General features: G+C 70.1%; 1 protein-coding gene (only partly in view). It reads right to left on the bottom strand.

Going from position 1 to position 15,715, the window contains the following annotated elements; genetic code table 11:
- Positions 1–15,715 carry part of the coding region annotated (locus A5692_RS21695) for a non-ribosomal peptide synthetase (protein WP_068059653.1) on the bottom strand (this coding region is incomplete at its 3' end). The annotated region continues 13,141 nt past the right edge of the window, so 15,715 of the 28,856 annotated nt are shown.

The following is a 15,715-nucleotide window of genomic DNA, read 5'->3' as shown; positions in this document are numbered from 1 at the left end:
CGGGAAAACAGCAGCGCCACGGGCCGTCCGGGGCCGGCGCCCTCCGCGGCCAGCAGGTGCGCCAACCGGTTCGCCGCCTCGTCCAGCTCCCGGTAGGTCATGGACACGCCGGTCCAGCTGATCGCCACCGCGTCCGGGCGGTGCGCGACCTGCGCGGCGAACAGGTCCACGATCGACGCCGGTGCGGGCTCCTGCCGGGTCAGCGCCGCCCGGTTGCCGATGGCGTCCAGCCGGGCGTGTTCGGGCCCGTCGAGCAGGTCGACCGAGGAAAGCCGCCTGGCCGGGTCGGTGGTCATGGCCACCAGCACCCGCTCCAGCCGGTCGGTCAGCGCCCCGATGGTGCGCCGGTCGAACACGTCCGCGTCGTACTCCACGCGGAGGCCGAGCCGGTCGCCGGACAGGGCGGCTTGCATCGTCAGCGGGTAGTGGTTGCGTTCGAAGACGTCGAAGTCGGTGATGGACAGCTCGTGGTTGACCGCCATCGCGGAGGTCTCCAGCGGGTAGTTCTCGTAGGCGAACAGCGTGTCGAACAGCTTCTCGTGGCCGGTCATCCGGTGGATTTCGCTGAGCGACAGGTGCTCGTGGTCGAGGGTGTCGGTGTGCGCGCCCTGCAGCTGGTCCAGCAGGTCCGCGGTGGTTGTTGCCGGGGTGATGCGCGCGCGCACCGGGATCGTGTTGATCAGCAGGCCCACCATCGACTCGGCCCCGGGCACCTCGGCCGGCCGGCCCGAGACCGTGGTGCCAAACGCGACGTCGTGGTTGCCCGTCAGCCAGATGAGCAGCTGCGCCCACGCGGCTTGCAGCACGGTGCTGACCGTGGTCTGGCGGGAGCGGGCCAGCTCGGCGATCGCCAGGGTGGTTTCGGCCGAGACCGCGAACGTCTCGAGGCCCCGGGCGCCGGGCTCCATGTGGTGCGGCGGCGCGACGAGCGTCGGGGTGTCGAAGCCGGCGAGCACCTCGCCCCACGCGGACCGCGCGGCGTCCAGGTCGCGTTCGGCCAGCCACCTGACGAATCGGCGATACGGCGCCGGCGGGGCCAACCGCTGCCCGGTGAGGCCGGCGAAGGTCTCGTTCACCAGGATCGGCACCGACCAGCCGTCCAGCACGATGTGGTGAATGGTGAGCACCAGCCGGTGCCGATTCGCCGCGGTGCGGATCATGGCGACCCGGAAGGCGGGTTGATGGGCCACGTCGTAGACCGCGGCGCGTTCGGCGGCGCACAGTTCCCGGAGGCGGTCGTCCTGGCCCTCGCCTTCGCCCTCGCCTGCGTCGAGCTCGACGTACCGCCACGCCACCACCGGATTTGCGGGAACGATCTGCACCGGTTCGTCGGGCCGGTCCCAGAACCGCGCGACCAGGTGCGGATGCCGGTTCACCACGGTCTGCACGGCATCGCGCAGCCGGTCACGATCGAGCGGGCCGACGATGCCGATGTCCAGCTGCACCACATACAGGTCGCCGGAATCCTGGCCGCCGCCCCGCGTGGTGGTGGCGTGGAAGAGCAGCCCCTGCTGCAGCGGTGTCAGCGGTAGCACGTCCGCGATCGGGTCTTGCCGCTCGAGCTCGTCGATCTGCTGCTGGGCCAGCCGGGCCGGCAGGATGTCCGACGGAGTCAGCCCGCCCCCGCCGGATCGCACGTGGGCACAGATGCCGGTCAGCGCCTCGAACCAGAGCCGGCTCAACCGGGTCACCTGCTCGCGGTCCAGCACCGAGGGCGCCCACGTCCAGTTGGCGTGCAGCTGCGGGCCGTCCTCGGTGTCGGCGGTGCCCGCGTTGAGGTCCACGGTGTGCATCAGCGGCATGGGCACCGCCGTGCTGGTGCCGGTCACCGAGGAGCCGTCCCGGGAGATCCGCCACAGCTCGTCGGACAGCTCGGCCGCGGCGCCGCCCGAACGGCCGAGGTAGTTGAAGCCGATCGTCGGGTCGGGGCCGTCCAGGCCGGCCTCGGTGTTCAGGTAGCGCAGCAGCCCGTAGGTCAGCGGGTCGGGCAGGGCCCGGAGCTGTTCCTTGGCCCCCTTGAGCACCGCGCCCAACGCCGGATCACCGGAAAGTACACGCTCCCAAGGCAATTCACTCACCGTCAAGGAAACCGGGTATTTGGTGGTGAACCAGCCGACGGTGCGCGACAGGTCGACCCCGGGCGCGAGCTCCTCGTGGCGGCCATGGCCCTCGACGTCGATGCCGATCGGCGCGGTGCCGCCCAGGAACTCCGCCCAGGCCAGGGCGTAGCCGATCAACAGAATGTCGTTGACGCCGGCATGGAACGCCGCGGGCGCCTCCCCGAGCAGCGTGCGGGTGGTCTCCGCGTCGAGCTGAACCGAGAGGTGCTCGGCGGTCTCATACGTGTCGGTCTCGGGGCGCACGGCCGGCAGCGCGGGCGGGGTCGCCGCTATCCGCCTCCAGTCGTCGGCCCGCTCGACCACCGCCGGGGCGTGCGCATGCTCGCTGAGCAGGGCTGCCCAGCGGGCGAATGACGTCCCACCGGGCGGCACCGCCACCGGCTGGCCGCCGCGATGCTGCACCCACGCGATGTTCAAGTCCTCCAACAGGATTCGCCAGGACACGCCGTCGACGGCCAGGTGGTGGATGATCAGCACCAGTTGGCGGGTGGAGGCGGCCCACAGCGCGCTCAGCATCGCCCCTTGGGCCGGGTTCAGCCGGGACCGCGCCTCGACCACCGCCGCGTCGGACAACGCCGCCACGGTGTGCAGGCAGTCGGCGGCGTCCACCTCACCCGGCTCGGGCACCGTCAGCGACCATGCGTCGTCGACACGCAGCCGCAGCATGGCGTGCCGGTCCAGCACGGCCTGCAACACCGCCAGCACGTCGGCTTCGCCGGTCCCGGCGGGCGCCTCCACGACCATGGTCTGGTTGAACTGGTCGACCGGGCCCTGCACGCCCTGCAACCACCGGATGATCGGGGTTGCGGGCAGTTCGCCGGTGCCCTCGTCGGTCACGCCGTCGTCGCCGTCGGCCGTGCCGACCACGCGGGCCAGCCGGGCGACGGTCTGCTCGACGAAGATGTCGCGCGTCCGGCAGGTCAGGCCGGCGGCGCGGGCCCGCGTCACCACCTGCATCGAGGAGATGCTGTCGCCGCCCAGGTCGAAGAACGAGTCGTCGACGCCCACCCGCTCGACACCGAGCACCTGGGCGAAAATGCCGGCCAGGATCTCCTCGACGGGGTTGCTGGGGGCGCGGTAGCGATCGGCATCGGAGTACTCCGGCGCCGGCAGGGCGCGGACGTCCAGCTTGCCGTTGGCTGTCAGCGGCAGCGCGTCGAGCGCCACCACGGCCGCCGGCACCATGTAGGCGGGCAGCCGGTCGGACAGGGCGGTGCGGAGCTCGGCCGGGTCCGCCGACCCGGTGACGTAGCCGACCAGGCGCTTCTCGCCGGGCCGGTCCTCGCGGGCGACGACGGCCGCCTGCCGCACCCCGCGGAGCTCGGCCAGCGCCGCCTGGATCTCGCCGAGTTCGATGCGGTAGCCGCGGATCTTGACCTGGTCGTCGGCGCGGCCCAGGTACTGCAGCTGCCCGTCGGCGCCCCAGCAGACCAGGTCGCCGGTGCGGTACATCCGTGCCCCCGGCCGGCCGAACGGGCAGGCCACGAACCGCGACGCCGTCAGCGCCGGGCGCCGCCAGTACCCGCGCGCCAGTCCGCCGCCGGCCACGTACAGCTCGCCGATCACCCCGGGGGGCACCGGCCGCAGGGACTCGTCGAGGACGAACAACGCCGCGCCGGCCACCGGAGAGCCGATCGGCACGATCGGGGCACCGGGCGCCAGCGGCGCGCTGATCGCCGCGTACACCGTGGTCTCGGTGGGGCCGTAGGCGTTGATCATCAGGCGGCCGGGCGCCCACCGATCGACCAGGTCCGCCGGGCAGGCCTCGCCGGCCACGACCAGGGCTGCCGACTCCAAGCCCTGCGGGTCCAGCATCGCTGCGGCAGAGGGGGTTTGGCTCAGGACGGTGACGCGTTCCGCGATCAGCAGGGCGTGCAGGTCTTCCGGGGACCGGACCACCGCGTCGGGGACCACCACCAGGCGTCCCCCGCGCAACAGCGCGCCGAAGATCTCCCACACCGACACGTCGAAGCCGTAGGAGTGCCACTGCGACCACACCCCGGCGTCCGCCAGGCTGGCGTTCACCGACGCCATCAGCTGAGTCACGTTGCGGTGACTGACCGCCACGCCCTTGGGCAGCCCGGTCGTCCCCGAGGTGTAGATGAGGTACGCAGTGTCCTCCGCGCTGGGTGCCGGCAGGGCGGTGGCGGGCTGAGTTTCGACGGCGGGATCGTCGACGTCGATGACCGCCACGTCGTGCTCGTCCAGCCGGTGGGCCAGGTCGGCGGTGGTGGCCACCGCCACGGGCGCGGCGTCGGTGAGCATGAAGCCGACGCGGGCCGCCGGGAGGGCGGGGTCGACGGGCAGATAGGCCGCGCCGGTCTTGAGCACGGCCAGGATCGCCACGATCGCCTCGGCCGAACGCGAAAACATCAGCGCCACAACCTCGCCCGGGCCCGCACCCGCGCCGGTCAACGCGTGCGCCAACCGGTTCGACGCCTCGTCCAGCTCCCGATACGTCCACGACCACTGACCGCAACCGAGCGCCGGCGCATCCGGCGTGCGCGCCACCTGCGCGGCGAACGCTTCGGGAATCGATGTCGGCGCGGTAACCGGTGCGGTCAGCACCGCCCGGTTACCGATCTCGTCGAGGCGCGCATGCTCGGCCGCGTCGAGCAGGTCGACCGACGAGACGGAGCGGCCGGGATCCGTGGTCATCGTCGCCAGCACGCGCTGCAGCCGCCCGACGAGTGTCTCGATGCTGTCCGCGTCGAACACGTCGGTGCGGAACTCCACCCGCCCGCCGATTCCGGCGGGCTCGTTCGCCTCGGTCCAGCGCTCGGCCAGCGAGAACGTCAGGTCCATGCGGGCGACCTGGGTGTCCAGCGGCATCGAGGTGATCCGAACGTCGCCCAGCGCCAGTCCGGTCGCGGGGTCATTATCCTGCCCACCGAAGTTCTGCCAGGCCAGCATCACCTGGATCAGCGGGTGATGAGTCAGGCTTCGCGTCGGATTGACCCGCTCCACCAGCACCTCGAACGGCACGTCCTGGTGCTCGAAGGCCTCCAGGCTGCGGGTGCGCACCCGGTCCAACAGCTCGGCGAAGGTGGGATCGCCGCCTAGCTCTTTCAGGTCGACCCGCAGCACCAGGGTGTTGACGAAGAATCCGACCAAGTCGTCGAGCGCGGGGTCGCGGCGTCCGGCGATCGGGAAGCCCACCGCCACATCGCTACTCGCGCCAACCTTGGACAGCAGCACCGCCAGCGCGGCCTGCACCACCATGAAGCTGGTCGCATTGTGCTCGCGGGCCACCGCGGTGACCTGCTGCTGCAAGTCGGCGGGCCAGTCGATCGCCACCGCGGCCCCACGCTGGTCGGCGACCTGCGGGTAGGGCCGGTCGGTGGGCAGCTGCAACCGCTCCGGCATGCCGGCCAGCGTGTCTTCCCAGTAGGCCAGCTGGGATGCGATGCGGCTGTCGCGGTCCTTCAGGTCGCCGAACTGCGCGCGCTGCCACAGCGTGTAATCCACGTATTGGACCGGCAATTCGGGCCACTGGGGGGGCTCCCCCGCGCAGCGGGCGGCGTACGCGACGCCCAGATCGGCGGCCAACGGCCGCAACGACCAACCGTCGGCGGCGATGTGATGGACGACGGCCACCAACACGTGGTCGTCGTCGGCCACGCGGAAAAGCCAGGCCCGCAACGGGATATCGGTGGCCAGGTCGAAGGTCTCGCGGGCCGCGGCCTTGACGGCCTCGTCCAGTCGGCTCGCCGACCAGTCGGCCGCGTCGATGACCCGCCAGCCGAAGTCGGCACGCTCGGCGGGGATGACCACCTGCTGCGGCGTGCCCTCGGGCGCGGCGAACACGGTCCGCAGGCTCTCGTGGCGGGCCACCACGTCGGCCAGCGCCGCCCCGAGCGCCTGCGCGTCGAGCGGGCCGCGCAGGCGCATGGCGGCGGCCATGTTGTAAACCGGTGACGGGCCCTGCAATTGGTCGAGGAACCACAACCGGCTTTGGGCGAACGACAGCGGAACCACCGCCGGCCGCGGACCGGCCACCAGCGGCTCCAGCCGGCCCGCGCCCTCACCGATCCTGGGGGCTAATTGGGCGATGGTGGGCGCTTCGAAGATGGCGCGCACCGACAGGTACTCGTCCAAGTCGCTGTTGACCGCGGCGATCAGGCGCATCGCCAGAATGCTGTCGCCGCCGAGGTCGAAGAACGACTGGTCGATGCCGACCCGTTCGACGCCGAGCACCTGGGAGTAGATGCCGGCCAGGATCTCCTCGACTGCGTTGGTCGGGGCGCGGTACCCGGAGGCGGTGTATTCGGGTGAGGGTAGGGCGCGGGTGTCGAGTTTGCCGTTGAGGGTCACGGGCAGGGCCGGCAGCGCCAAGACCGCGGCCGGCACCATGTAGCCCGGCAGCCGCTCGGCCAGCGCGGCACGCAGCTCGGCGGGGTCGGCCGCCCCGGTGATGTAGCCCACCAGGCGTTTGTCGGCGGGGCGGTCCTCCCGGACAATGACGACGGCCTCGTCGACGCCGGCGAGTTCGGCCAGGGCCGAACGGATTTCGCCGACCTCGATGCGGTAGCCGCGGATCTTGACCTGGTCATCGGCACGCCCGACATAGTGCAGCTGCCCATCAGCACCCCAGCGCACCAGGTCCCCGGTGCGATACATCCGCTGACCGGGCTGGCCGAAGGGACACGCCACGAACCGCGACGCGCTCAATCCGGCCCGGCGCACGTACCCGTAACCGACGCCGCGCCCGGCCACATACAACTCCCCGGTGACCCCGACCGGCACCGGGCGCAGCCAGGCGTCCAGCACGAACAACGCCGCCCCGGGCACCGCCGCACCGATCGGCGGCGGACCGGACTTGGCCGCCAGCGGTGCACTGGCCGAGGCGAAGATAGTGCTCTCGGTCGGCCCGTAGACGTTGATCATCGTCCGCCCCGGCGCCCAACGGTCCACCAGCTCGGGCGGCACCGGCTCGGCCCCGATCACCAGCGCGGTGCCGTCCAGGCCCTGCGGCGAGAGCATCCGCACCGCGGCCGGGGTCTGACTCAGCACCGTCACCTGCTCGGCGACCAGCAGGGCGTGGAAGTCCTTGGGCGAGCGGGCCACCGCATCCGGGACCACCACCAGCCGGCCGCCATGCAGCAGCGCGCCCCAGATCTCCCAGACCGAGAAATCGAAGGCATACGAATGGAACTGGGTCCACACCTGCCCGGGTGACAACGCCACCCCGACTTGCGGAGCGTCGAACAACCGGGTCACGTTGGCGTGGCTGACCGCCACCGCCTTGGGCACCCCGGTGGTGCCCGAGGTGTAAATGATGTGCGCCACGTCCTCGGGGTCGGGCGACGGGGGCGCCGTGGCGGGCTGGGCGGCCACCGCGGGGCTGTGCACGTCGATGACCGGCAACACATAACCGGCCAACTTCTCAGCCAGCGCGGCCGTGGTCACCGCGGCGACCGGCGCGGTGTCGGTGAGCATGAACTCGATGCGCGCCGTGGGCAACGCCGGGTCGATCGGCAGGTACGCCGCGCCGGTCTTGAGCACACCCAGCACGGCCACGATCGCCTCGGCCGACCGCGAGAACAGCAGTGCCACCGAGTCCCCCGGACCAGCGCCGCGGCGAATCAGCATATGCGCCAACCGGTTCGACGCCTCATCCAACTCCCGATACGTCAACGACCGGCCCTCGAAGCTCACCGCCGGAGCCTTCGGCGTACGGGTCACCTGCGCGGCGAACAGCACCGGGATCGATGCCGGCGCCCACGGCTGGGTCAGGACCGTGCGGTTGCCGATCTCGTCCAGCTTGTCGCGTTCGCGGGCATCGAGCACACCGATCGATGACAACGGACGCGCCGGGTCGCTGGTCATGGCGACCAGCAACCGCTGCATCCGTTCGAGCAGCGTTGCGATGTGTGCCGCGTCGAAGACGTCCGTGTCGTATTCGGCCTGTAGACGCATTTCGGGCCCGGGCTGCGCCTGCATCGTCAGCGGGTAGTGGGTGGATTCCCGGCTGATGATGTCGGCGACGGCCAGCTCGTGGTTGCCCGACAGCGCGCTGGCGTCGATCGGATAGTTCTCGTACACGAACAAGGTGTCGAACAGGTAATCGTGTCCGGCGATCCGGTGGATCTCGTTGAGCGCCAGGTGCTGGTGGTCGAGCGTGTGGTTGTAAGCGCCCTGCAGCTGCTCGAGCAGATCGGCGGTGGTGGTGGTCGCGGTGATGTTCGCCCGCGCCGGCAACGTATTGATCAGCAGGCCCACCATCGTTTCAGCGCCGGCAACCTCGGCGGGCCGGCCCGAAACGGTGGTGCCGAAGACGACATCACTTTGGCCGGTCAAGCCGCACAGCAGTTGCGCGAAGGCGGCCTGCAGGACTGTGTTGACGGTGACGTGGCACGACCGCGCCAAGTCAGTGATGGCCTGGGTGAGATCGGGCGGCAGGGCGAACAACTCGACGCCTTGCTGCCCAAGCTTGACCCGGTCCTGCGGACCGACCAGGGTCGGGCTGTCAAAGCCGGCGAGCACCTCGGCCCAGGCGGCGCGGGCTGCATCGAGGTCTCGTTGGGTCAACCAGCTGACGAAGTTGCGGTAGGGCGCCGTCGCCGGTAGCCGGTGGCCGTAATAGCCGGCGAAGATCTCTCCTAGCAGGATCGGCACCGACCAGCCGTCGAGCACGATGTGGTGATTGGTCAGCACCAGCCGATGCCGGTCGGATGCGGTACGGATCAATGCCACCCGGAAGACGGGGTCCTTGGCAAGGTCGCCGCAGACCGCCACGCGCTCGGCGGCGCACAGCCGCTCGACACGCTCGTCGACGTCGGGCTCACCGGCGAGCCCGACGTGCTGCCAGGACACCTCCGGGTCAGCCGGGATGATCTGGACCGGCTCGTTGTACCGGTCACAGAATCGGGCCACCACATTCGGGTGCCGGGCGATCATCGTGTGCACCGCATCGCGCAGCCGGTCGGGGTCGAGCGGGCCGCGGATGCTGATGTCCAGCTGTCCGGCGTAGAGATCGACGCTCGCCTGCGCGGTATTGGCGTGGAAGAGCAGTCCCTGCTGGACCGGGGTCAGGGGGAGCACATCGGAGATGTGGTGTTGCCGCGCAAGCTGATCGAGCTGCTCCTGGCTGAGACGTGCGGGGGCAATGTCGGATGGCGTCAACCCGCCGCCGCCGGAGCGCACGTGGGCACAGATGCCGGCGAGGGCCTCGAACCACAGCCGGCTCAGCCGGGTGATTTGCCTATCTTCCAGCGCCGACGGCGCCCAGGTCCAGTTGGCGTGCAGCCGCGGGCCGGCCTCGGAGTCGACGGTGACCGCGTTGAGCTCGAGGGTGTGCATCAGCGGCATGGATATCGACGCGGCCGCGCGGGTGACCGAGGAGCCGTCCTGCACAGGCCGCCACATCTCGGCGGTCAGATCGGCCGCACTGCCCTGGCGTCCCAGATAGTTGAACCCGATCGTCGGGTCGGAGTTGTCCAGCTCCACCCCGGTGTTCCAATAGCGCAGCAGTCCGTAGGTCAGTGGGTCCGGGAGAGCACGGAGCTGCTCCTTGGCGTCTTTGAGCACCGCACCCAAGGCCGCGCCGCCGGCCACCACCTGCGCCCAGGAAACGCCTGGCACCGCAAGGGAAACCGGGTACTTGGCCGTGAACCAGCCCACGGTGTGGGACAGGTCGACGTCGCGACCCACCTCCTCTTGGCGCCCATGGCCTTCGACGTCGATGCCGATCGCGCCGCGGCTGCCGGAGAACTCCGCACATGCCAACCCGAACGCGATCAGCAGAATGTCTTGTACCCCAGCATGGAACGCCGCCGGCACGTCACCGAGCAGCATGCGGGTGGTCTCGGCATCCAGCTCGACGGAGAGGTGTCCGGCCGTGGCGAAGGTGTCCACCCCGGGGCGCAGCGCGGGCAGGGCCGGCGGCGTCGCCGCCACCTTTGCCCAGGTGTCCGCCTGATCGACGACGTCGGGGTGTTGCGCGTGCTGGGCCAGCTGCGACGACCACCGGGCAAACGAGGTGCCCGCGGCGGGCAACTCGACCGGTTGTCCGGAGTGGTGCTGTGCCCAGGCGATGTTCAAGTCCTGCAACAGGATTCGCCAGGAGACACCGTCGACGGCGAGGTGGTGAACGATCACCGCCAGCTGGCCGGTGGAGCGCGCCCACAGCGCGCTGAGCATCGTCCCGGCGGCCGGGTTCAGCCGCGACCGCGCCTCGACGACCGTCGCGTCGGACAGCTCGTCCACCGCGTGCAGGCACGCGCGGGCATTCACCGAACCCGGGTCGGGAACGGTCAAGGACCAGCCGCCGGCGCCGTCGCGATCGACGCGCAGCCGCAGCATGCCGTGGCGATCCAGCAGGGCCTGCAGCACCGTCACCGCGTCGGTCTCGGTGACGCCGACGGGCGCTTGTACCAGCATGGTCTGGTTGAACTGATCGACTTGGCCGCCAGCGCTTTCCACGTCTTCCAGCCAACGGATGATCGGGGTGGGCACCACCGGCCCGAGGCCCTCGTCGATCACGGCGGTGTCGGCGTCGGCCGCCTCGGTCACGCGGGCCAGTCGGGCCACGGTCTGTTCGGTGAAGATGTCGCGCGTCTTGCACACCAGGCCTGCGGCGCGCGCCTGGGTCACCACCTGCATCGACGAGATGCTGTCACCGCCGAGATCGAAGAAGGAGTCGTCGACGCCGACGCGTTCGACGCCCAGGACCTGGGCGTAGATGCCGGCCAGGATCTCCTCGACCGCGTTGCCTGGGGCGCGGTATTGACTGGCGCTGTACTCGGGTACCGGCAGCGCGCGAGTGTCGAGCTTGCCGTTGGCTGTCAGCGGCAGCGCGTCCAATGCCACCACCGCCGTCGGAATCATGTAGGCCGGCAACCGCTCGGCCAGCCCTGCGCGCAAGTCATCTGATGTTGCGGTGCCGGTGAAGTAGCCGACCAGGCGCTTCTCCCCTGGACGGTCTTCGCGGACGATCACCACGGCATGATCGACGCCGTCGAGACCGGCCAGCACGGACTGGATTTCGCCGAGTTCGATGCGATACCCGCGGATTTTCACCTGTTCGTCCGCCCGCCCGACGTATTGCAATTGCCCGTCGGCACCCCAGCGCACCAGGTCCCCGGTGCGATACATGCGCGCCCCGGGCGACCCGAACGGACAAGCCACAAACCGCGACGCCGTCAAACCGGCGCGGCGCATATATCCGCACGCGACGCCGCGACCCGCCAGGTACAACTCACCGACCACCCCGGCCGCTACCGGCCGCAGCCATCCGTCCAACACAAACATCGCCGCACCCGCGATCGGTGCCCCGATCGGCACCACCCCTGACCCGGGCACCAGCGGCGAACTCATCGACGCGCATACCGTGTTCTCCGTCGGCCCATAGGCGTCGATCATCACGCGCCCCGACGCCGCCCACCGATCCACCACTTCAGCCGGGCAAGCCTCGCCGGCCACCACCAGTGCGGTCGACTCCAACCCGTGCGCCGGCAACATCGCCACCGATGACGGAGTCTGGGTCAACACACTGACCTGTTCCGCGACCAGCAACGCGTGAAAGTCCTCCGGGGAAGCGGCTACCGACTCGGGCACCACCACGAGCCGCCGACCCCGCAACAGCGCACCGAAGATCTCCCACACCGAAAAGTCGAAGGCCGAGGAATGACACTGCGTCCATACCCGCCCCGGTGGCAGCCCTTCATCGAGTGACTCGACCAGCCAAGTGACGTTGTATTGGGGAACGGCAACTCCTTTGGGAGTGCCGGTCGTCCCGGACGTATAGATGACGTAGGCGATGTTCTCTGCGGCCGGCATCGGTAAAGCCGCGCTCGATTGAGCCTGTACGGCGGACTCATAAACATCGACCACCGGCAGTCCCGCCCCATCGAGCCGCGACCGCAGGTCCGCCGTAGTGATGACCGCACTCGGTGCAGCATCTTCGAGCACAAACTCCATCCGCGCCGCCGAGTGCGCCGGATCAACCGGCACATATGCCGCCCCGGTTTTGAGCACTCCCAGCATCGCCACGATCGCCTCGGCGCACCGGGGAAACAGCAGTACCACACATTGCCCCGGCCCCACACCCGCACCCGCACCAACCAGCAAGTGCGCCAACCGGTTCGACGCATCGTCCAGCTCGCGGTAGGTCATCGAGTGGCCGGCGCACACCAGCGCCGCGGCGTCCGGGGTGCGCGCCACCTGATCGGCGAACACCGCCGGGATCGAGTCGGTGGCGGTCGCCGCTCCGGTCAGCGCGGCGCGGTTGCCGAAGTCGTCCAGCCGGGCGTGCTCGGCCTCATCGAGCAGGTCCACCGACGACAACGTTTGTGCAGGGTCGGCGGTCATCGCGAGCAGCACCCGCCGCAACCGTCCGATCAGCGCCGCAATGCTGTCCGCGTCGAAGACGTCGGTGCGGAATTCGACGATCCCGCCGATGCCGGCGGGATCCCCGGCTTCGCTCCAGCGTTCACCCAGTGAGAAGGTCAGGTCCATCCGCGCAGTCTGGATATCCACCGGCATCGGCGTGATCTCGACTTCGCCCAGCGACAGGCCGGCGACCGGGCCGCCGTCTTGCCCGGCGAAGTTCTGCCAGGCCAGCATGACCTGGACCAGGGGGTGGTGGGTCAGGCTTCGGGTCGGGTTGAGCCGCTCGACCAGCACCTCAAACGGCACGTCTTGGTGTTCGTAGGCCGCCAGGCTGCGCTGCCGCACCTGGGACAGCAGGTCGGTGAAGGTGGGGTCGCCGGCGACTTCGACCCGCAGCACCAGAGTGTTGACGAAGAACCCGACCAGGTCGTCGAGCGCGGGGTCGCGCCGCCCGGCGATCGGGAAGCCCACGGCCACATCGGGGCTGGCATTGAGCTTGGAGAGCAGCACCGCCAGAGCGGTTTGAACCACCATGAAGCTGGTCGCGTTGTGCTTGCGGGCCACCTCGCCGACTCGCTGCTGCAACTCGGCCGGCCAGTCGATTTCCACTGTGGCGCCGCGCTGGTCGGCCACCAGCGGGTAGGGCCGATCGGTGGGCAACTGCACCCGGTCGGGCATCCCGGCCAGGGCCTCTTCCCAGTAGGCCAGCTGCGCGGCGATGGGGCTTTCGCGGTCGTCGAGGTCGCCGAACTGCGCGCGTTGCCACAGCGTGTAATCGACGTACTGCACGGCCAATGGCGCCCAGCCTGGGGCGTGCCCGGCGCTGCGACTGGCGTACGCCATGCCCAGGTCGCGCACCAGCGGGGTGATCGACATCCCGTCGGCGGCGATGTGGTGGACCACCGCCACCAACACATGCTCATCGGCGCGGATGCGGAACAGCTTGGCCCGCAATGGGATTTCGGCCGCCAGGTCGAAGGTGTAGTGCGCCGTGTCGCCGATCGCTTCGTCCAGCTGGCCGGTAGACCAGCCGCCGGCGTCGACGATCTCCCACCCCAAGTCGGCCTGGTGGACGGGGGTCACCAGCTGCTGGGGCGTGCCCTCGGGCGCGGTGATCAGGGTGCGCAGGCTCTCGTGGCGGGCCACCACATCGGCCAGCGCCGCGCCCAGCGCGTCGGCGTCGAGTGGCCCGCTCAGCCGCAGGGCCGTCGCCATGTTGTAAACCGGTGACGGGCCTTGCAATTGGTCCAGGAACCACAATCGGTTCTGCGCGAACGACAACGGCACCACCGCGGGCCGCTCGGCGGCCACCAACGGCTCCAGTCCACCCGTGCCCTCACCGATGCGCAGCGCCAGTTGGGCGACGGTGGGCGCCTCGAACACGACGCGCACCGGAATGGCGGCGCCCAGGGTGGTGCTGATGGCGGCGACCAGTCCCATCGCCGAAATGCTGTCGCCGCCGAGTTCGAAGAAGGAGTCGTCGGTGCCGACGCGGTCGACGCCAAGGACCTCGGCGTAGATGGTGGCCAGGATTTCTTCGACTGCGTTTTGCGGGGCGCGATACTCACCGGCGGCGTATTCGGGGGTGGGCAGCGCGCGGATGTCCAGCTTGCCGTTGGCGGTCAGCGGCAAGGCCTGCAGTCCCACGATCGCCGCGGGCACCATGAACGCCGGCAACCGCTGCGCCAGCTGAGCGCGAAGCACAGCGGTATCGGCCTCTCCGGTGACATAACCGACCAGGCGCTTGTCGCCGGGGCGATCCTCGCGGGCCACCACCACCGCCTGACCCACACCCTCGAGTGCGCTCAGCGCCGCCTGGACCTCGCCCAACTCGATGCGATACCCGCGGATCTTGACCTGCTCATCGGCGCGCCCCAGATAACGCAGCTGCCCATCAGCACCCCAGCACGCCAGGTCGCCCGTGCGATACATCCGGGTTCCGGCCCCGCCGAACGGGCAGGCCACAAACCGCGACCCGGTCAGCCCGGGCCGGCCGAGATATCCCACGGCGACGCCGGATCCGGCCACATACAGCTCCCCGACCACCCCGACCGGTACCGGCCGCAACCAGCCATCAAGCACCAACAGCGCCGCCCCGGGCACCGGCGACCCGATCGGCGGCGCGCCCGACCCCGCCTCCAGCCGGGCGCTGATCGCCACGCACATCGTGGTCTCGGTCGGCCCATAGGCGTTGACCATCACCCGCCCCGGCGCCCACCGATCCACCACCTCGGGCGGGCAGGCCTCCCCGGCCATCACCAACGCCACCCCGTCCAGACCGGACGGATCCAGCATCGCCACCGCCGACGGCGTCTGCGTCAACACCGTCACGCCCTCAGCGATCAACACCGCGTGCAGATCCTCAGGCGCACGCGCGGTGTCCTCATCGACGACCACCACCCGCCCACCGCGCAACAGCGGGGCGAAAATCTCCCAGACCGACACGTCGAACGCCAGCGAATGCGCATGCGACCACACCCCCGGCACCGGCAAACCGGCCGCCAGCGACCCAATCAACTGCGTCACGTTACGATGCGTCACCGCAACACCTTTGGGCACACCCGTAGTACCCGAGGTATAAATCACATACGCCACACTGTCCGGTCCCGGCAGCGCAAGGCCCGTAGCGGGCAATGCGTCGAGGTCCCGATCGTTGACGTCGACGACAGGCACACCGTGGCCGTCGAACCGCCTGGCCAGATCACCGGTGCTGACCGCGACCACCGGCGTGGCGTCACCGAGCATGAACTCGATCCGGGTATCCGGTGAGACCGGGTCGATCGGCAGATAGGCCGCCCCGGTCTTGAGCACCGCCAGCATCGCCGCGACCGCCTCGGCCGACCGCGAAAAGAGCAGCGCCACAGTCTGTCCCGGGCGTGCACCGTGGGCCACCAACAGGTGCGCCAACCGGTTCGACGCCTCGTCCAGCTCCCGGTAGGTCACGGACACGCCCGCGCACACCAGCGCCACCGCCCCCGGCGCACGCGCCACCTGCGCGGCGAACAACGAAGGCACCGACACCGGCGCATCCACCTGCCCCGTCAAAACCGCCGTATTGCCAAGCTCTTCCAGACGCGCGTGCTCGGTCAGGTCGAGCAGATCCACCGACGACAACACCCGCGAAGGATCACCCGCCATCGCCACCAACACCCGCTGCAGGCGTTCGATCAGCGTCTCGATGCTCCGCGCGTCGAACACGTCGGTGCGGAATTCCACCCGGCCGGCGATCCCCGCGGCCTCGCCCGTCTCGTTCCAGCGCTCGG

Origin of the sequence: Mycobacterium sp. E342, assembly GCF_001667665.1 — a bacterium.
In the GTDB taxonomy this organism is placed as follows: Bacteria; Actinomycetota; Actinomycetes; order Mycobacteriales; family Mycobacteriaceae; genus Mycobacterium.
Note: the sequence above shows the minus strand (reverse complement) of the source record. Positions and strands in the feature narration are given on the sequence as shown.